This window comes from Pseudoalteromonas sp. N1230-9, from assembly GCF_032716425.1.
In the GTDB taxonomy this organism is placed as follows: Bacteria; Pseudomonadota; Gammaproteobacteria; order Enterobacterales; family Alteromonadaceae; genus Pseudoalteromonas.
The window spans coordinates 373,281-393,496 of record NZ_CP090420.1 but is presented as its reverse complement, the minus strand read 5'-3'; the positions used below and the strand labels follow the sequence as shown (position 1 = coordinate 393,496).

14 protein-coding genes are annotated in these 20,216 nt (G+C 39.7%); 6 read left to right on the top strand and 8 right to left on the bottom strand.

Annotated features, from left to right (window positions below; genetic code table 11):
- Nucleotides 1-6: 6 nt before the first annotated feature.
- Nucleotides 7-2,883 (bottom strand): insulinase family protein, encoded by a 2,877-nt coding sequence (locus LY624_RS19140; RefSeq protein ID WP_341804841.1) that lies wholly within the window; start codon nt 2,881-2,883, stop codon nt 7-9.
- 167 nt (nt 2,884-3,050) lie between these two features.
- Between LY624_RS19140 and LY624_RS19135 the strand changes: the two genes are divergently transcribed.
- Entirely contained in the window at nt 3,051-3,464 is a 414-nt protein-coding gene (locus LY624_RS19135; RefSeq protein WP_237118840.1) for an MAPEG family protein, read from the top strand.
- Nucleotides 3,465-3,507: 43 nt separating this feature from the next.
- On the opposite strand, the gene LY624_RS19130 is transcribed toward LY624_RS19135, so the two are convergent.
- Nucleotides 3,508-4,251 (bottom strand): peptidylprolyl isomerase, encoded by a 744-nt coding sequence (locus LY624_RS19130; RefSeq protein WP_341804840.1) that lies wholly within the window; start codon nt 4,249-4,251, stop codon nt 3,508-3,510.
- 241 nt (nt 4,252-4,492) lie between these two features.
- Here LY624_RS19130 and LY624_RS19125 point away from each other — a divergent pair, with 241 nt between their 5' ends.
- Both LY624_RS19125 and ushA read left to right on the top strand, forming a co-directional pair.
- Complete coding sequence (locus LY624_RS19125; RefSeq protein ID WP_237118842.1) at nt 4,493-4,690, top strand: hypothetical protein; 198 nt, start codon at nt 4,493-4,495, stop codon at nt 4,688-4,690.
- 75 nt (nt 4,691-4,765) lie between these two features.
- A complete protein-coding gene (ushA, locus tag LY624_RS19120) occupies nt 4,766-6,373 on the top strand; it encodes a bifunctional UDP-sugar hydrolase/5'-nucleotidase UshA (RefSeq protein ID WP_341804839.1) in 1,608 nt (535 codons plus the stop codon).
- A gap of 22 nt (nt 6,374-6,395) precedes the next feature.
- On the opposite strand, the gene LY624_RS19115 is transcribed toward ushA, so the two are convergent.
- Together LY624_RS19115 and LY624_RS19110 are read right to left on the bottom strand one after the other, a co-directional pair.
- Entirely contained in the window at nt 6,396-7,190 is a 795-nt protein-coding gene (locus LY624_RS19115) for a hypothetical protein (RefSeq protein WP_341804838.1), read from the bottom strand.
- Nucleotides 7,191-7,329: 139 nt separating this feature from the next.
- Complete coding sequence (locus LY624_RS19110; protein ID WP_341804837.1) at nt 7,330-8,043, bottom strand: hypothetical protein; 714 nt, start codon at nt 8,041-8,043, stop codon at nt 7,330-7,332.
- A gap of 406 nt (nt 8,044-8,449) precedes the next feature.
- Between LY624_RS19110 and LY624_RS19105 the strand changes: the two genes are divergently transcribed.
- The 3 genes from LY624_RS19105 (at nt 8,450) to LY624_RS19095 (ending at nt 15,771) form a co-directional block, all read left to right on the top strand.
- The gene (locus LY624_RS19105; protein ID WP_130152086.1) at nt 8,450-9,313 is read left to right on the top strand and encodes a S1/P1 nuclease; all 864 of its coding nucleotides are present in this window, start codon (nt 8,450-8,452) and stop codon (nt 9,311-9,313) included.
- Between the two features lie 32 nt (nt 9,314-9,345).
- The gene (locus LY624_RS19100; RefSeq protein WP_341804836.1) at nt 9,346-12,552 is read left to right on the top strand and encodes a TonB-dependent receptor; all 3,207 of its coding nucleotides are present in this window, start codon (nt 9,346-9,348) and stop codon (nt 12,550-12,552) included.
- A 129-nt stretch (nt 12,553-12,681) separates the two neighbouring features.
- Nucleotides 12,682-15,771, top strand: coding sequence for a TonB-dependent receptor (locus tag LY624_RS19095; RefSeq protein ID WP_341804835.1), 3,090 nt, complete (start codon nt 12,682-12,684; stop codon nt 15,769-15,771).
- Nucleotides 15,772-15,821: 50 nt separating this feature from the next.
- On the opposite strand, the gene LY624_RS19090 is transcribed toward LY624_RS19095, so the two are convergent.
- Genes LY624_RS19090 through LY624_RS19075 form a run of 4 tightly spaced genes read right to left on the bottom strand, consistent with a single transcriptional unit; the run spans nt 15,822 to nt 20,196 of the window.
- Nucleotides 15,822-16,832, bottom strand: a complete 1,011-nt coding sequence (locus tag LY624_RS19090; protein WP_341804834.1) for an ABC transporter ATP-binding protein — start codon at nt 16,830-16,832, stop codon at nt 15,822-15,824.
- Nucleotides 16,833-16,844: 12 nt separating this feature from the next.
- On the bottom strand, nt 16,845-18,344 hold the full coding sequence (locus LY624_RS19085; RefSeq protein ID WP_130152090.1) for an ABC transporter permease: 1,500 nt from the start codon (nt 18,342-18,344) through the stop codon (nt 16,845-16,847).
- Entirely contained in the window at nt 18,344-19,384 is a 1,041-nt protein-coding gene (locus LY624_RS19080; RefSeq protein WP_341804833.1) for an extracellular solute-binding protein, read from the bottom strand. The genes LY624_RS19085 and LY624_RS19080 overlap by 1 nt, the downstream gene beginning before the upstream one ends.
- The gene (locus tag LY624_RS19075) at nt 19,384-20,196 is read right to left on the bottom strand and encodes a hypothetical protein (RefSeq protein ID WP_130152092.1); all 813 of its coding nucleotides are present in this window, start codon (nt 20,194-20,196) and stop codon (nt 19,384-19,386) included. Before LY624_RS19075 ends, LY624_RS19080 begins: the two co-directional genes overlap by 1 nt.
- Nucleotides 20,197-20,216 lie beyond the last annotated feature (20 nt).

Below are 20,216 nucleotides of genomic sequence, written 5' to 3'. Positions count from 1 at the left end.
TAAATCCTATTTTTGGAATTGAATTCCTTTGTAATAGGTTTCTAAGTTATCAACTTTAATCTGATTTTCCAGATCAGCGAATGGCTTATCCGCAAATTTACTACCACGCAGTTGAATGTTCAAACGCGGTGCTTGAGCATTTAACATCGTTTTCTTATAGTAATCTTTAAGATCAGCTAAGGTTACTTTTTCAACCTCAGCAATCAGTTTATCTTTAGAATCAAAGTTAAAGTTTTCGCGATACCAATCAGAAATTAAAGGGGCCATTTCATCGCCAAGATTTTTAGGCTGCTCTTTTAAAGACACAAGGGTGGCGTTCTTAAGCTGCATAAAGGTGTCTTCTGTCATATTATCAAGCTCAACTGCGTATTGCTTTTTAAATTCATCAAAGCGAGCTTGCATTTCTTTTGGACCTTTAACTGGCGTTTGGATATAAAGCCCAAGTGCTGAGTAATCTTCAATTGGGCGAGCAAGTGCACCAACCGCATAAGCAAGTTGTTCTTCAGTACGTAGTTTATCAAAAGCAACTGTTCTAAAGTGGTTTTGTAATACTTGAGCTTGTGCTTGCTGCTTATACCCTGGGGTCGGATGAACAACCATATCGATAACTGCAACGTCAGCGACAATAATATCTTTTTGTAACACAATGCGCTCACCTAGCTTAGGTAACCACGCTTTGCTGCGAGCAAATTTCGATACTTTGTGCGTCTTAGGCAAGATAGCTATCAATTTATTGGCAATCGAGTTTACATCGTCTTGATTATAATTGCCGAAGGTAAATACACGTAGGTCATTAGCTGCCAAGGTCGACTGCTTAATTGCAGTAAAATCAGCGAGCGTTAAAGCATTGGCTGCTGCAATGAGTGCCTCGGTGTCAAATTTACCGCTGCGTGTTAATTTCGAGTATTCCCCAAACGCTTGATAGAAAGGAAACTGTTGCTGTTGGTTCAATAAATCGCGCTTATAGCGGTCAATTGCTTGTTCAAAGCCTTCTTTTGATACTTCTAGCTGTAAGTTTTCAAGTGCTTGTGCCAATAAAACATCTTGTTTATCAGTAAAGCCGCTTAATGATAAAACCAGACCATTACTAGGCTGTAGCCCTAAACTCATACCTGCAACGGCTGCTTCTGTGCTTAATTTACTTTGCTGTAAGTTATAGATATCCGCCCAAACCGAGTAAAGAACTTTCGCCTTTGCATCAACCAGTGCGTCAGGTGTATTGATATAAACCTCAACAAGCCCTTTTGGCTGCTCTGCAAATTGTTGACTTGCTTGACGCCATACCTTCACTCCTTGTTCATCAAACACCAGCTCTGGATGAGCCTGTTGCTTAAATTCAGCTGTTTTGATTGCAAAACTTTCGGGTAGCAAGCGGTTTACAGTCGGTAGAGCTAATTCATACTGACTCGGCTTATTCCAACTGCCAATTTCTTCTTCACTGATATCTTCAATACGGTATTTGCCATCATAAAAATGCAGCTGTGAATCAGTCTCTTCTTGTTTTGATATGTACCAAATGCGAAGAGTATCTTCATTTAATTGCGACAGTACATTCTGCACAGCGTCAGCATCAAATTTTGCATAATAATAAGGCGCATTGATTGCATTATTTACAGGGAATTTCTGCATACTATCGGTTAGATTACTGACATAACCAAACTCGTCACCTTTTTCTAAAAATTGGAATTCATTATTTAAAGATGTTCGAATTTCATTGAAGTATTTACTATCAACACCCTGCTCTTTGATTAATGCAATGTACTGCATGATAGTCGCAACTATTTCTTCACGGTTTTGCATGCCAGAATCGGTCAACTCAATACTAACTTTAAGGGTGCCATAGTTGCCATATTGAGTCGGCGCATCGCTTGCAGATAAATGCGAAACCCAGCCTTTATCTCTAAGGATTTGTGCAGGGCTGCCTTGCATTTCATTACTAAGTAAATAAGACACAAAGCGATTAGGTTTAACAGCGAACTCAGCGCTGTTGTCTTTGATAGTAAACTCCAACTCTAATTGTTTAACATCTTCATTCGGAGAGTAATAAACACGTTTACCACCTGCTTTACTAAAGTCGAGCTTATCAGTCACAGTTGGCTTTTCTATCTGCTTATTTTCAATGTCTGCAAAATACTGCTTCGCTTTTGCTTCCATTTCAGCTAGCGGACGATTTGAAATCATCGCTACTTTCATGATGTTAGACGAGTAATACTTGTTATAAAAAGCCACAGTTTCTTTATGAAGGTTACTGCCCTCTTTATCGCCTAATGTTTCCAAGTTACCAATTAAGAATCGGTTTGCTGGATGCTCCCCCATCATTTGTCGAGCAAGCTTAAACTGGCCGAAAAAGTCCATTTCACGACGCATAGACCATTCTGCATTTACGGCATTTTTTTCTTTATCAGTGTACTCAGGATAAAGCTTGGGCGATTTAAAGAAATCAGCAAAACGATCAAGCGCTTCGTCGTATGCGTCGTTGTTAACTTTAAACATGTAATTGGTAATATCTAACCAAGTATAGGCGTTATGTGCACCACCATTTTTAGTCATAAAATCACTATAGCCCTTGGTATCAGGGTATCTTTCTGTGCCAAGGAATAACATATGCTCTAAATAGTGAGCCATCCCCTGTTGACTCATAGGGTCGTGCAACAAACCAACCCCAACACTCAATGCAGCAGCTGATTTTTCGGCACTTGGGTCCGAGATTAAAATCACATCAATTTCATTGGCTAACTTGAGGGTTTTATATTCGCGAGTGTCATTAGGACTAACAATAAGCGATTCGGGAATTAAGTTTGGGTTAGTTGTTTGATTTGGTGCTGAACTACACCCTGCTAAGACGGCAAATGCAATAGCACTCAAGCCCATTATTTTTTTCATTATTTCGTATCCATTAGAAATTGACTGTGTTTTTATTTATCATGTGCTCATATAGGCCGCAATTCAATGCTTATTAGGGTATAGACTCTAAAACTTTGTAACACATTGTGAAAAATAAGTACTTACGGCTCGAATATCAACTGAATAACTATAACAAAGGATGAGCTATGGAAAAGTGGCTAATTGCGGCAATGTTCACTCAGGTATTACTTACATTCTCTATCATGGTGATTATGGGAAGGCGCCGTTTCACAGCGGCAAGAAATAAAGTCATAAAAATGCAAGACTTTTTAACAATGGAACTAGATAAGGCTGGTTCTGAGGTTAGAGTCGCAGATCGAAACTTTATAAACCAGTTTGAAATGCCGATTTTGTTTTTCATTGCCTGTTTAACGGCTTTACAGGTTAACGCAGCTGGGTTTGTATTTGTAATTCTTGCATGGATTTATGTTGGACTAAGGTTATTACACAGTGTAATTCACTTAACAACAAACACACTAAAGCTACGTTATTATAGCTTTGTAATCAGTAGTTTCATCATGCTTATCATGTGGTTAATGATTTTAATAAGAATTTTCTAAGGCGCAAATTGCGCCTTACATTATTTTTCAAGGTATGAACCTTCTACTGTATAAACTTTCTACGGTAGAAAACGCTGGCAGCCAAAATCGACATCAACCAAGCCATTGAGCCACTGCTTGAACCAGAATCTCCACCCTTGTCATCATCGTCTATTAATGTATTTTCTACTGGTGACAAACCTGCTGATGAATCAGGATTTTCATCAATAACCACAACACTGTTAATAGTCACTAAATTTTCACCATTAAAGCCAGCGGTTGTTTCTGGGCATTGGTCTTCGTTTAAACCAACTACGGGGATTTCGCCACAATGTACAAGATCAGTGATTTTAGTCAGCACCTCAAAGCTTTCTTGTGTGATCTCACCAAATACTGTAAAGCCACCGTTTTGAACGTCTAAATTAGCGCTATTATCTTTTAAGTTGAAAAACCATTGGCTTGTGGCACTGTTTGCATTACCACTTTGTTTAGCCATAGCAATGGTTCCTTTTACATTAGATAGGACTGGTTCATTCGCAATGGCTGCTTTCTTTTCTATTGCTGTAAAATCTGTATCGAATGTGAAACCACCGCCTTGCACTACAAAATCGTCCACAGAACGATGAATAAGACTTCCATTATATGAGCCATCTGACACATATTCTAAAAAGTTTGCAACGGTCACAGGGGTATGTTGATCATAGAGATTGACTGTAACCGTGCCTTGATTCGTTTGCATTTCTACGATGGTTGCATTCGATTGAAAACCTATTATGAGTAATGCAGACGCTAACAAATTTTTTTTCATTGTCTCTTCCTGATAGTTTTTATTTTGAGATGATGAGGTTAAATAAAAACTAACTGCTATTGAATAGAGGGAAAACTTGTTACACAAAACAAATCAAGTTGATTACATATTAATTACAATTGTTCACACCGTATATTCATTAATGTTATAAAAACTTGATAAATTAAAGCCAAATCGTCTTATCAAATTAGCTGAGTTTGTTAGTATTCACACGACAACAATGAACACATAGGAATTAACCATGGCGAATAAAGAAAGCGCTATTTGCGATTTTGGCTTACACCAAGGTGAGCCTTACAATAAATTACCGGCCAGTTTTTTAAACTGGATGGTAGGTAATAATCATCAAAAATCACACTATGCTGAGCAAGAGCTTCAACGGCGTCAATTAGCCGCGACAGGTGAGTTAAATTTTGAAAATGACAATAAAAATTATTAAAAGTCATTTAATTTAAACCTAAGTCGTTTAAACTAAGCGCATAATTAACCTACTGCTTTAATATGGCAAACAATTATGCGTTTTATTATTTTATCGTCGCTGCTGTTTTCACTAACCGCTTGCAGCACCTTCCAAGAAAAAGATACCAATTCTCAGTACTTTACTCTTCTACATACTAATGATAATCACGGTCGTTTTTGGCATAACGAACAAGGTGAGTATGGTATGGCAGCCCGTAAAACTCTGATAGACCAGCTAAGAGCTGAAGCAAAAGCTCAAGGCCATGCTGTTTTATTACTTTCGGGTGGTGACATCAACACAGGTATTCCAGAATCGGATCTTCAACATGCAGAACCTGATTTCAAAGGTATGTCACTCATCGGCTATGATGCAATGGCAATTGGTAATCATGAGTTCGATAATCCGCTCTCTGTACTTGATCAGCAGCAAAAGTGGTCAAACTTTCCGTTTTTATCTGCCAATATTATAGATAAAGAAACAGGCAAGGCGCGCTATCAAGGCTACAAAATATTTGACAAAAATGGACTTAAAATTGCGGTAATTGGTTTAACAACGACTGACACAGCAAAAATAGGGAACCCGCAGTACATTGGCGGCCTTGATTTTAAAGATCCAACTCAAGTAACAGCAAATTTAGCGCCGACACTCAAAGCCCAATATCAGCCAGATATTACGATTGCTGTAACTCACATGGGCCATTATGTAGACGCTAACTTCGGTATCAACGCGCCTGGAGATGTAACGATGGCACGTAACCTCCCAAAGGGTACACTTGATATTATTGTTGGTGGTCATTCGCAAGAACCCGTTTGTATGTCAAGTGCGAACGTTGCCGATAAAAGCTTTGCGCCTGGTAAAGACTGTAAACCAGACCAACAAAATGGTACTTGGATTATGCAAGCTCATGAGTGGGGTAAGTATGTTGGTAAAGCGGAATTTAAATTAGAAAATGGGCAATTAACTCTACTAAATTATGAATTGATCCCCGTGAACTTGTATACCACAAATAAACAGGGCAATAAGCAGCTTGCTGGTGACTATATTGAACCAGATAAGACAGTCCACGATGTGCTTGCGGTTTATCAGAAAAAAGGGGCTGCTCAGATTGCGGGCAAGATTGGCTCAGTCGATGCTAAACTTGAAGGCGACCGCAGCAAAGCACGCTACGAACAAGTTAATCTTGCTCGTGTAATTATCGCCGCTCAAATGCAATCTGTTGGAGCTGATTTTGGCTTGATCAGTGGCGGTGGTATTCGGGATAGCATTCAAGCAGGTGATGTTAGTTATAAAGATATTTTGAAAGTTCACCCCTTCAAAAACCGCATTACTTACATTGATATAACAGGAAAAGAACTGTTCGATTATCTGTCAGTTGTGACCTCATTCCCACCCGACTCAGGCGCTTATTTACAGTACCATAAACTTAGTTTTAGTAGACAAGATGGGCAGCTCAACGATGTAAAAATTAATGGTAAGGCACTCGATATGGACAAAATTTATCGTATGAGTATCAATAGCTACAACGCATCAGGGGGCGATGGTTACCCAACATTGACGAATAGGCAGGGATTCGTAAGTACAGATGACACGGATGCCCAAGCATTGAAGCGCTTCTTCGAAGAAAATAGTCCTTTAACAGCGGCTGATTACGCACCTGAATAAGTAAAGCATGGGAAGTAGTATGCTACTTCCCTATTACTTCGATATCATCACAGGAAATTGCTTTTAAACCATAGTGATGCAATCGAGATCGAGAACCTTCACCATATGCTTTAGGAGGGTAATATATTTCTTTAAGTTCAGGCTCATCCTGCCAAACTTCATCCAATGCAGCCCTAATTTCACTTAAGGTTTTCTCAAGACTATTGGTAAAGTTCGGGCGCTTTCTGATTGTATGACCAAGCTCTACTAAACGATAAAAATATTTATTAGCAAGGTTTAACAACTCATCTGGCACATCTTTATTTTGATTAAGCACAACATCAGGATATTGGATACAAAACTCAACCAATGCTAAATAAAAGCACAATGGCTTATTCGCTAGCGCAACTGACTTTTCTTCAAGTGCGCTTGATGAAAATGTTTTCGTGTTTAAATCGACAACAAGTTTAGCTGCCTCAGCAAGTATTGGTTCATCATCAGCTGTCGCTTCAATTGCACTAAAAGATGACTGCCTGCTCTGGCTAACTAAATATGTAAATAATGACGCTATTAAAATCACAAAAATTAAAACGGCAATATCAGACTTTACTAATAGACTATTGTTAAAAGTAAAAGTAATTGACACACTTCTGTTCGGGGTTTGTAATTGAGTTGGAAAATGCGCCCCTTGCACTGTTGAATTTGAAATTCCCGCTATAGAATAAACTGCTACCCCTGATTGATTAATTCGAGCATTTAGCTGAGTAATGTAATTTGAAACCATTTCTTTACTGCCTGAGTGCTTCAAAAAATCATCAGGTAAGTTTAAGTAGTTCAAGTCCAGCGCGATCCTGCTTTGCACCTTTGCAACAGACAATTCATTATTCATCTGCATTTTGTAAAATTTTGCACTATAGAAGCTTGCAACTAAGAGTGCAGTTGTAAACAAAAACACGATTGTATTAAAAAGCTTATCTTTATTTAGAAGCATTGATGACCTCTACTGACTGCTTATTTGCATCGCTTTTACAATCCCAAAATGATTCAACATGATTAAAGTAGTGAGAACTTTGATTGCGAGCTAAATCCGTGAGGCGTGCCTGAACAGCACATAAAAGGTCAGTGTTTTCATCTTGCATTTTTAAATACCAGCGGCTGCCACTAATGTTATCTCTTATCGGTGTTATATAATTAACTGAAAAACTAGCTTGATCACTGTCTTGCCAATAGGATGAAATTAAGTCAACTTTACCACTGGCCAGTAATTCTCTTAATTCTGTATGAGAACTCGCATAAGTAATATTTAAGTTTTCTAAATTTATATCTAATGTTTTAAAAAGTTGTTTGGGTAATATGTGGCCTGAACGGCTTGTTGGATAATCCAGTAACCCAATACGTTTGTCTAAAAAGTACGACTTTTCAATTCGTGGCTTTTCTTTACTTGAAATAAGGTAAGCGGTGTAATCAGGAAAACCGACAACAGCTTGATAGTTATAAGTGGATTGTGCCATGAATGCGTCAATTAAATTCTCTTTTGCGAGGATTAAGTCTGCAATTCCTTTGCCTAAAAACTCGATAGAATCCGATGTTTTATAGCCCCAGTAAGACGTAACCTTTCCATACTGTTTACTAATAGTTAAATCATCACACAAGGATGTTGCTACATCTTCAGCGAGTGTTTTTCCAGACACATAAACGACCAAATCATTTAAATTGCTGTCTGACTTTGTACTGCAGGTAAACGAGGTTTCAATAAACGATTTTAAGTCAGGTGCAACTGCTCTTCCCTGTATGAAACCAATGCAGAAAAACAAAATAATAGACAGAAACAAAAATGTAACAATCGATGATTTTTTTATTAATATAGTTCTTAAACTCAATTTTACTAACCACTTGCTCGTGCTAGCCTCTATTTGAACAATTATTCTTACTTATTACAACAAGTAATTTTACTTAAACACTGTAAGGTAATGATTTTATTACTTTATGAACAAGAAATTATGAATCTTATTGAGTCCTTTCTATTTATCTCAAAATTCAGGAGAATTGGCACCAGAAAATTTGATTAAGCAAACATTCACTTTGGACGCTCAACCAATGTTACTAAAAACAATGAAGATGTTGCTGTTAACTACACCAGTAATTTCTGTTTTATCTGCCGCCCCTGCACATGCTTGGGGTCAAAATGGCCATCGAATTGTTGGTGAATTAGCAGCAATGCATATTACCGACACCACACGAGACGCTTTAGTTCCCTTACTAGATGGTGAATCGCTCCCTCAAATAGCCACATGGGCTGATGAAATGCGCTCTGCACCAGAAGAATTCTGGCAAAAAAAGTCATCACGCTGGCACTACATAAACTTTTCTAAAGATGATGCAAAACCAAGCTATGATGCACACTCTCATCACAACAAAGAAACAGTCGCAGATATCCTAGAAGGTATCGAATATTCAATTTCAGTATTAAAAAACGAAAAAGCATCATTAGCTGAAAAGCAATTCGCATTACGCTTTTTAGTACACCTTGTTGGTGATAGCCATCAACCTTTCCACGCTGGTCGCAGCGAAGACCGCGGTGGCAATCGCATTTCTGTCACATTCTTTGGGCAAGATACTAACCTACACAGCCTTTGGGACACTAAATTAATAGAAAACGAAAATTTATCTTACACAGAGTTTGCCAAGTTCGTTGATACATCAAACCAAACATTAATATCAGATTACCTTGCAAGTTCGCCAAGTGATTGGTTGATTGAATCAAACAACATTGCTAATTCACTCTATAAAGAAAATGAAACAAATGTAAGTTACAGTTATATCTATAAAAATTTACCAATTGTAAAAACTCGTCTACAACAAGGCGGGATTAGATTAGCCGGTTTATTAAACTCATTATTTGATAAATCAGCAAAACCGTTAGTAAAGGCACTTAAGATGCCAGCTAACAGTGAACTATAAACCAACAAACCTCTAACACGGGAAATAACATAATGAATAAGTTACGCCTTTCGAAATTAACCGGAGCAGTTATATTAGCTCTTGGTGTTTCAACAAGTGCTATGGCTGCAGATACCTCATCTTCAATGAGAGGTAAAATCACAACGCCTTCTGGTGAAGCAGCTGCAAATGTTAAAATAAAGGTTATTCACCAACCAACTGGCACAGTCAGTGAATTAACTACAAATGAAAGCGGTACTTTCATCGCCAATGGTCTACGTGTTGGTGGCCCATACACTGTATTTATCGACTCAGATACACACAGTGACAGCATGGTAGAGAATATCTACTTAGAGCTTGGTGATACTTACCGCTTACAAGAACAATTAAACTCATTAGCAATGGAAAAAATTGAAGTTTCTGGCTATAAAATTGTTCAACAGTCTGGCGGTTCGAGCAGTGTTTTCGGTGAAGACACAATCAACAATATGCCAAGCTTTAACAAAGACATTAAAGATGTAGCGCGATTAAACCCTCTTGCAAATATCAATGGTAGTGGTGAGCTTACATTTGCCGGTAATAACCCGCGTACAAATAGCCTAACTGTTGATGGTATCGGCCAAAACGATGACTTCGGTTTAAACTATGGCGGCTACCCTACTGCTCAACCACCTGTTGCACTTGATGCAATTGAGCAAATTTCTGTTGATGTATCACCTTTCTCAGCATCAAAAGGTAACTTTGGTGGTGGTACAATTAATGCCGTAACAAAATCTGGTACAAATGAATTTAAGTTCTCAGGTTTCTACGAAACCTCAACACCTGATATGGCAGGTGATGTAGACAATATTTCAGAAGTTTATGCTGATGGTCGCCCTGTTTTAGACGAAGATGGCCATAAAACATTTGAAATTAACAAAGTAGAACCAATTCAAACAGAAGAACGTTTTGGTTTTAACGTGGGCGGTCCATTAATTAAAGACACGCTTTTCTATTTTGTAAACTACAACAGCTGGAAGAGCGAACTAGATTTAGATTATGGTTTTGAAGGCTCTGGTGCAACGAACGAATACGATGTAACAGAAGAGCAACTAAATAACTTTTTATCTGTATTAGACAATGTATATGGTTTCCAAGACTCTTTAGGTGGCGATCCTGAAGATACAAATGAATCATTACTTGTTAAACTAAGCTGGAACATCAGCGATGCACATCGTCTAGATTTCACATATCAGTGGCAAGACGACCAAGAAGAGCGCAACTTCGGCACTGGCGGTGACACGGTATTACTTGCTTCAAGCCGTTATACTTATGCAACTAAGTTCAACAATTTCTCGACAAAACTTTACTCAGATTGGAGCGATGTTTTCTCATCAGAAATTGGTATCGCGTATAAAGATGTCAGTTCAAACAGCTTAACAAACTCGAATATTGGTAGCGTAAAAGTTGAAGAATACTACCGTGGTCCAGCGTATGAATTTGGTACCAACCAATACCGTCACGCGAATGAGTCTTCAACTGAAAACCTAACATTAACATTTGATGGTACTTACCTTCTGGATGAGCATGAGCTTAACTTCGGTATTCAGTATGAATCACTCAATCTGTATAACCTATTTGCTGCAAATTCATTAGGTTCATGGGAGTTTGACAGTGTTGCAGGTTTTGCAAACCGTGAGGTGGGTAACTTTAATGGTACTTATGACTTCTCTTACGCAAATGCCTATACAAACAATGCTGCAGACACAGCATATGATGCAACGCGTAGCCAATTAGCAATCTACCTAGAAGATACTTTTTATATTGGTGACGATTTAGAAGTAAATGCTGGTATTCGTTATGAGCGTTTAGCATCTGACGACAAGCCAACTCTAAATGAAAACTTCCTAGAGACTTACGGTTTTTCAAATCAAGAGAATCTTGATGGCGTCGATATCATCCTACCACGTGTTGGGTTTAAATATTACGCAACAGAAAACCTAACAATCAGCGGTGGTGTAGGTCGTTTCCAAGGTGGTATTCCTAACGTTTGGTATAACAACTCGTACCAAAAAGACGGTATTACACTTGTTGATGCACCACAATCAGTTATTAATGATTACTACGCAAATAACCCTGCAGATATCACATCTGTACCAGGTGCAATTCAAGATTCACTGACAAAAGGTGCGGGTAGCACAAACTACATTGACCCTGATTTTAAATTACCTTCAAGCATCCGTAGCCAAATTGGTTTCGAGTATGACTTTGACTCTGAATTACTTGGTAATGGTTTCAAATGGCAAGCTGAAATCGCTTACCACAAGAAAGAAAACGAAGCAATTTGGCACAACACAGCTATCGTACCTGTGGGCGTTGCGGCTGATGGCGAGCGTTTAATCCAAGAAAGCATCTACTCAGGTGATTTAGCTGATAACTTCGATATCATGCTAACAAATTCATCTGATGATGGCCGTTCAGTTATCTTCTCAACAGCACTTGCAAAAGAATGGGATAACGGTTTATACATCTCAGCAAGCTATGCACACCAAGATATCACTGAAGCGTCTTCAGGTTCATCTTCACAAGCGCAAAGTAACTACCAGCACAGTGTTACTAAAAACCGTAACCAAGACTTAGCACAGCGTGGTGCCTATGAAGTAGAACATAGCTTCAAAGTGAATATCAGCTACCACACTGAATTCTTTAAAGGCTATAACACTAAGTTTGACCTTTACTTTGAGCGTCGTTCAGGTCGCCCTTACAGTCACACAATGGCTTCGTACCAAGACGGTGCGCTAGGCGACTCGCGTGACTTCTACTCAAGCTCTGCATACTTAGCTTATATTCCAACTGGTGCGGATGACCCGAATGTAAACTGGGATGAATCGCAACTTACTTGGGGTGAGCTTGAAACACTACTTGATAGAGCGGGTATTTCTGAGCGTGGTGAAATCTTAGACCGTAATACAGGTACTATGCCTTGGGTAACAACTATGGATATCAGCGTTAAGCAAGAAATCCCAGGTTTCGCTAAAGGTCATAGCGGTGAAGTGTATTTCATGATTGATAACTTTGCTAACTTACTTAATAGCGACTGGGGCATTGAAAAACGCCTTAGCTATCAAGACCAATCAGTTTATGACTTTGGTGGTTTAGATGACCAAGGCCGCTATATAATTGATGAAGCGTACAATGGTGCCGATGTAAGAAATTACACACTAATCGACCAAAGTGCTTCTGCATGGCAAGCTAAAATTGGTATTAGTTACAAGTTCTAATCTATACTGTTTAAAGCCCGTTTAATTACGGGCTTTTTTATATCTGTAATAAAAATGACACACATTGATTTTAAAAAAGGAAAGGTACTTACACCCAGTAAGTATCATAATTTAATAACGGGAAACCTCATGAAATCAACATTTAATAAAAGTACACTGGCAATCGCTGTTGCGACTTGTTTAACGTTCAGCCATGCTGCAATGGCTAATGAAACCTCGTCTTCTATCAAAGGACAAGTTACAGGCCCGAATGGCAACCCTGCTGCTGGCACACAAATAACAATAATCCATGTCCCTTCAGGCTCAGTTAAAAAAACGACAGTAACAAATGAAGGTAATTTTTCAAGCCAAGGCCTTCGCGTCGGTGGCCCTTACAAAATTATCGTCGATTCTGATCAATATGAAGATCAACAACTTGATGGTATTTATTTGACTTTAGGTCAAGATTACCCTGTGACTGTTAGTTTACAAACACAGCAAATGGAACAAATCGTGGTATCTGGCGCACCGATAAGCGCACAAACTGGCAGCACAGGTCCTGCAAGTCATTTCTCACTTGAAGATCTAGAGTCTCGCCCTGCCATAAACCGTGATTTGAAAGACATTATTCGCGCCGACCCGCGCATCTTTATTGATGAAACAAATGCAAACTCAATTAATTGTGGCGGCGGTAATCCTCGCTTTAACAGCTTGACTGTTGATGGTGTGCGCATGAATGATAACTTTGGTTTAAATTCGAGCGGCTACCCTACCGAACGCATGCCATTTTCATTCGATTCTATAGACCAAGTGGCTGTTGAACTTGCGCCATTCGACGTGCAATACGGTGGTTTTACATCATGTAATATTAATGCGGTAACAAAATCAGGTACCAATGAAATTCATGGTGGTTTATTTTACGACTATACCAATGACTCAATGTCAGGCGACTCTATCGAAGGTAAAAAGCTTGATACAGGAAACTACACTGAGAAACGTTATGGTTTTAACCTAGGTCTACCTTTAATTGAAGATAAGCTATTCTTTTTTACCTCTTATGAGAAACTAGAAGGCGCGCAAATCTTCGATTATATTCCATTTGCTGACAACCGTATTGATCAAGCAACGATCGATCGCATTACACAAATCTCAAAAGATAACTACAACTACGACCCAGGTAGTATGATTCCAAGCCTACCTGTCGAAGACGAAAAGATTTTAGTAAAGCTTGATTGGAACATTAACGATGCCCACCGTGCAAGCCTAGTGTATAACTATAATGATGGCTTCTCTCTAGCTCAATCTGATGCAGATTCTAACGAAATAGCTCTTTCAAACCACTTCTATGAGCGTGGCGCTAAATTAGAATCTTATGTTGCCTCTGTTTACTCTGATTGGACAGATAACTTTTCAACAGAAGTAAGAGTGGGTTATTCAAAACTCGATAACCGCCAACAATCATTAGATGCTGCATCTGGTTTTGGTGAATTCCGTATCGACACAGGTGATATTGATGTTTATATCGGCCCTGATGATTCTCGCCAATCAAATATCCTAAATTATGACAACCTATCACTTAAATTAGGTGGCACATATTATTTAGAAGATCATGAATTATCATTTGGATATGAGCGTGAAGAACTGGATGTATACAACTTATTTGTTCAGCACACAGAAGGCGAATATCGCTTTAGTTCAATAGAAGATTTTGAAAATGGTATTGCGCGTGTTTACTATGGCAACGCATCATCACAAAATCCAGACGATGCAGCAGGCGAATTTGCTTACGCTTTAAACACCGTTTACTTTCAAGATAAATTTGAGCTAATTGACTACGATATCACGATTACAGCGGGTCTACGTTATGATTGGTATACAAGCAGCGATAAACCAACCCATAACCAAAACTTTGAAGACAGATATGGCTTTTCAAATAGCCAAAACCTCGATGGTATTGACCTTCTTCAACCGCGTTTAGGCATCAACTGGATTTATAACGATCAATTAGAGTTGCGTGGTGGTTTTGGTCTATATTCGGGTGGTAATCCAAATGTTTGGGTTTCGAACAGCTACTCTAATGACGGTGTACGAAATATTCAGATTGACCAAAGAGGTTTACAAATTCTTGGTGATGATGCCATTGCATTTAATGGTGGCGGTATGCCAGGTTATGACATTCCTCAATCACTCTATGACGAGGTTGGACAAGGTGGTGCAGATGCAAGCGCAAATGTGACAGACCCTGACTTTGAAATTCCTTCAGAATGGAAGTTCTCTTTAGGTGGTACTTACATCACCAGCAATGATTATGTGTTCAATGTTGATTATCTCTATACAGATAAACAAGACTCAGCAATCATTCGCAACATCGCCAACGTACAAACAGACACAGCGCCAGATGGCCGCCCTGTTTACAACGATGTTTTACACCCACGTGTATCTGACTTTATGCTGACAAACGTAGAAGGCAGCGATGCTTATTCACATGTACTTTCTTTATCGATGAATAAAGCATTTGATAATGGCATAGATTTAGCGCTTTCTTATGCTTATACCGTGGCTAAAGATGTGAGCCCAATGACAAGCTCTGTAGCATTCTCTAATTACCACTTTATTGCGGTATCTGATTCAGAGAATCCTGGGGTGACAACTTCTAATTATGAGATACCTCATCGCTTTACATTATCTTTAGGTTATAGCCATGAAATTTTTGATGGCTACGAAACTAAGTTCAACCTATTTGGTCAAGCACAACAGACTAACCCATACTCGTATACCTTTGATAGAGATTCAGGTGGTTTAGGCTTTAATGATGCGAGTCGCCAACTTTTATATGTACCAGAAGTTGATGATGCAGCAGTTGTTTATGGACCTGACTTCGATCAAACCGCCTTTAATAACTGGATTGAAAGTGAAGGCTTAAAACGAGGTGAGATCCAAAAACGTAATAATATTGATGGCGACTGGTGGGTTACATTCGATCTAAAAGTTGAGCAAGAGTTCATGGGCTTCACGCCTGATCAAAAAGGCTCTGCTTATTTCGTAATTAAAAACATCGGTAATCTGTTAAATGATGATTGGGGTGTTTTAAAATCAGGTAGTTCGTTACAAAGTGCTGTAACAGCTGACATTGTTGATGGTCAGTACGTTTATAGCTCTTTCAACAACCCTGCTGGTACGAGTGTACAAACTGAACCTTCTTTATGGGAGATGCGTATCGGGGTTCGTTATAGCTTCTAATAGTTAAAAGCAAATTATAAGCCCGCCTAATTAGGCGGGCTTTTTATTAGTTAGCGCGAATATACGGCCAGCGGATGGGTTGTGTTAATTGATACATGTACGTGGTCATTCGGCCGCACAACGACTTCATGGCTTACACGGCTTGTAACTGTTGTTTTGCAGGCAAGTTCTACAGCACATAAACGGCTACCACCTTCGTAGCGCACCCATGTAACCACACCATTTGACGATTGTGCATTTTGAATTAAATGAACATCATCAGGTCGCAATAGCACATCAACCGCTGCGGCATTGTGGTCAACTTTAATTGCAGGGGCATTACCTAAGTCTGTTGTAGCTATATCACCTTCACATTGACCTGCTATGAAACTCGCTTCACCTAAAAAACGAGCCACAAAACGGTTTGTTGGTAAGCTAAAACAACGCTCAGGGGTATCGATTTGCTGAATTACCCCCTCTTTTAGTACACCAACACGGTCACCAATGGATAGGGCTTCTTCTTGGTCATGAGTGACCCAAATAGCAGGGACGCCAGCATCTTTTAATGCATTACGAATATCCCATCGTAAAGTATCTTTAAGCGCTGCATCAAGATTAGATAAGGGCTCATCAAGCAGTACAAAATCAGGTTCATGAGCCAATGTACGCGCAAGCGCGACACGTTGCTTTTGGCCACCTGATAGTGTTGCAGGCTTTTTATTACGAAACGCCTCAAGACCCAGTAACTTTATCCAATGATCTGCTTTGGATGTATCGGTCAACCTAAAGCATATATTCTGTTGCACCGTTAAATGCGGGAACAACGCAAAGTCTTGAAAAACCATACCTACTTTGCGTTTCTCAGGCGGCACTTTGAGCTTTGGAGTAGCACGCCATGTGCCTAAATTAATTTCACCTTCGCTGATAGGAATAAGCCCTGCCAGAGCTTGCAAAATTGTACTTTTACCACAGCCAGTTGGACCAACTAGCATAAGGATCTCACTCTCTCCAAGTGATAAATTAAGATCACTCACCACACGATTGCTACCATAATCGATAGACAGCTTACTAACTGATAGCATTTATACTGATCCTTAATGTTCTAATTGACTGCGCTTTTCACCAGAGAGCATTATAGCCAAGCCACAAGCTGATATCACTACCAACAATAAGCCTGGTATTGCAGCACGGCCAAAATAGCCGGCTTCATAAACACGCCATAAATACGTTGAAAGGGTTTCAAACCCTGTCGGGCCTAATAAAAGTGTCGCTTCAAGCTCACGCATTGATTCTAAAAATACCAAAGCCGCACCGGCAATAATACCGCGCAGTGTTAAAGGCAAGGTGATACGCATAAATGCTTCACGTGGACTTGCACCTAGTACGCGCGCTGATTTGATTAAGCTTGAATCTAAGTGTTCAGTACTAGTACGCACAGAACCAACAGCAAGCGGTAAAAACCGCAGTACATAAGCGATGACCAATAATGCCAATGTTTGATATAAAAGCGGTAATTGTAAGCCACCATAAACTAGGGCAGTTCCCATTACGATACCTGGAATACCAAAACCAAAATAGGTTACTCGTTCCATAAAGCGCCCTACTTTACCGCTTAGTGCGGCATGAGCAACTGGCACAGCAACAACCACAGCTGCAATAGCAGCAATCCCAGAAGCATAAGCCGAATTCCAAGCAATGCTGAAATCAAAATCAGCAATTCCGTCACGGGCAAGCCATAGGGTAAAAATTGCCAGTGGTAAACATATTGCCAATAACAATACTGGCAAAAATGTTACTAGCATTGCCAGTTTTTGCGCATTTGTTGGAAATAACATCAAAGCTCGACCATGACGCTCTGACGTGGTTTTAATTTGCGATTCGATGAACAATAAAAAGCCAACTATCACCATTAACTGCAGCGATAACATCGCAGCACGACTTAAACCAAATGCATTGTATTCGACATAGATAACACGGGTGAAGGTATCCAAACGCATCATCGCCGGCGTGCCAAAATCTGATAGTGTGTATAGGGCGACCAGTAATGAGCCAGCGGCAATCCCATTAACTACACGCGGAAGAATAACTTTAAACACACTCATGCTCATCGACATACCTAAAGTACGAGCAGCATTTACCATACTCGCATCGAGGCTAAGTAAAGAAGAACGTGTTGTTAGCATAACAAACGGAAAAGTATACAGGGTCATTACAATGGCAGCACCAGGTAAGCCATACATAGCTGGGGTTTCAAACCCTAACAGCTGGTTAATTTCACCACCTGGGCCAAATGCCGCATAGAGTGTAAACGCACCAATATAGCTTGGAATTGCAAGTGGAGCTGCAAATAACACTAACCAAAGCTTTTTAAAAGGAAGTTGTACATAGGCACTAATAAACGCCAGAGGCACGCCAATTAAAATAGAGCCTAATACAGTTAACACCATAAGCGATAAGGTGTTACCAAGAATTTTTAAATTATGACTATCAAAAACAGCCGTCGCATCACTGGCTAGTGTGATCAGAATATAAACTGGCACTAACGCCAAAAGCGCTGCAAGCAGCGCCATGGGATAAGAAGCAGGTATGCGCATTATAAAACACCGCTACTGCGCATAAGGTCGAGTGTTGGCCTTAAATCTGCCAATTGAGTTAAATCGATTTTCGGCGGTGAAACATCCATTAATGCTGGTAAACCAGCTGGTTGTTCAATACCTTGGATCAGTGGAATTTCATAGGCTTCGCGCGCTAAGTAACTTTGTACTTCTTCACTTAACAAGTAACGCATGAAATTCATTGCATTAGGATTGTCGGTCAGCGATAACACACCTGACGCATTTACTAAACAACCGGCATCTTGATTCGTGAACGCAAGGTCTAGGTTAGCATCTGGTTTACCTGACTTAAGACGTAATGTGTAATAATGATTTGCAAAACCAATATCAACTTCACCACGTTCAACCGCCATCACTACACCAAGCTCACCCGCATAGGTTTTTGAGCGCTTTTGAACTTTCTTAAGCCATTTAGCTGTTTTATCTTCACCTTCAAGAATACGCATTGCTGTTACAAACGATTGAAATGACGCATAAGCCGGTGCCCAGCCGATTGATAAATCGCTATCTGCAATCGCCATAATACTATCTGGGATCTGATCTTTGCTAAGGCGCTTAGTGTTATAAGGTAATGTACGAATGCGACCTGTCACTGGAGCCCAACCAGGGTAGCGAAACTGTGGTTGTAACTGTGTTTCTAAATCACTTGGTAAAGGTTTAGCCAGGCCTGCGTCTGTAACTAAGCCAATTGCACCAGAATCAACGGCCCAAAATAAATCAGCACGTTTTACACCCGCTTTTGCTTCCGCAACAATCATATTAGCTAATGCTGCAGTAGGCCCACGTCGAATCGATAAATTAAGTTTTGGGTTTTTCTTTTGGATTGATTGCAGTACATTTTCATACAAACCGCCTTCGCCGCGGCCTAAATATAATGTTAAATCACCCTCAAGGGCTGGTAAGTCTTTCACTGAAATTGGGCTTGCAGCAGTCGCTGCAAAGGCTTGTGATAGAGGTAGCGGCATTGCGCCCACTACCCCAAACGCAGCCAGGCCTTGAATAAAGGTCCTACGCTTCACTAAAATACATCCTTACGTGCTTTTTCGGCTTCTTCTAGTAACACCTTAGCGCGATCTAGTTTTTCTTGCATATCAACAACCACTGCACGTACTTGGTCAACAGACCCTTTATCTGAAATAGCTTTTGGCAGGGTTACGTTAAAATCTTTTTCGAGAACTTCTACTAACTTCGCATCTTTTTCAATCAGTGTACCTTCAACACCTTCGAATAAGTGAAGGTAAGTATCGTGTACAATCTGTGTTGCTTCTTCGCTTAAACGCTCTGCATATTTTGCAACAACACGATCTAACTTGTGTTTAATTTCATCAATTGTTGCACTTTGCGTCATTGTTTCAGAAGCCGTTGCTTTTACAGCTTTTAATAAACCTTTTTGCTGAAAGTCGGCAGCCAGTTTAACAGCTCCTAAACCTTGCCACAAGGCAGCATTCAAGGCCTTTTGGTGCGTGCGTACTTCGCTTGCTGGCTTTTTATCATCAATGGCCATTTTAATGCCATAGATACTCTGCCAAATTGATGCATAAACCGGTACGTAGTTTGTTTCTATCGCACTGTGAAACTTCACCGATTCCCAATATTCGAGTAGGTCATCGCTTTTTACCGCTTTTGCACCTTTTGTTTCGTAATCGGTTACCAAAGTGTCTACTTTGCCGATCATCCACTCTACGTCCTCAGAATAATCTTTTAAATTTTCTTTTAGATGATTAACGTGCTCACCAATTGGGCCATTTGCCAATACAGGTTGGGCAATAAAAGTAGATGCTAATACTAGGCTAAGGCCTAGCGTTTTCACGGTGTTTAACGCTAATTTCATAGGGAGACATCCAAGTTTCT

Excerpts from the sequence above, each read along its gene's own strand:
- LY624_RS19140 (WP_341804841.1), bottom strand. The coding sequence starts at position 2,883 with ATGAAAAAAATAATGGGCTTGAGTGCTATTGCATTTGCCGTCTTAGCA.
- LY624_RS19135 (WP_237118840.1), top strand. The coding sequence starts at position 3,051 with ATGGAAAAGTGGCTAATTGCGGCAATGTTCACTCAGGTATTACTTACA.
- LY624_RS19130 (WP_341804840.1), bottom strand. The coding sequence starts at position 4,251 with ATGAAAAAAAATTTGTTAGCGTCTGCATTACTCATAATAGGTTTTCAA.
- LY624_RS19125 (WP_237118842.1), top strand. The coding sequence starts at position 4,493 with ATGGCGAATAAAGAAAGCGCTATTTGCGATTTTGGCTTACACCAAGGT.
- ushA (WP_341804839.1), top strand. The coding sequence starts at position 4,766 with ATGCGTTTTATTATTTTATCGTCGCTGCTGTTTTCACTAACCGCTTGC.
- LY624_RS19105 (WP_130152086.1), top strand. The coding sequence starts at position 8,450 with ATGTTACTAAAAACAATGAAGATGTTGCTGTTAACTACACCAGTAATT.
- LY624_RS19100 (WP_341804836.1), top strand. The coding sequence starts at position 9,346 with ATGAATAAGTTACGCCTTTCGAAATTAACCGGAGCAGTTATATTAGCT.
- LY624_RS19095 (WP_341804835.1), top strand. The coding sequence starts at position 12,682 with ATGAAATCAACATTTAATAAAAGTACACTGGCAATCGCTGTTGCGACT.
- LY624_RS19090 (WP_341804834.1), bottom strand. The coding sequence starts at position 16,832 with ATGCTATCAGTTAGTAAGCTGTCTATCGATTATGGTAGCAATCGTGTG.
- LY624_RS19085 (WP_130152090.1), bottom strand. The coding sequence starts at position 18,344 with ATGCGCATACCTGCTTCTTATCCCATGGCGCTGCTTGCAGCGCTTTTG.
- LY624_RS19075 (WP_130152092.1), bottom strand. The coding sequence starts at position 20,196 with ATGAAATTAGCGTTAAACACCGTGAAAACGCTAGGCCTTAGCCTAGTA.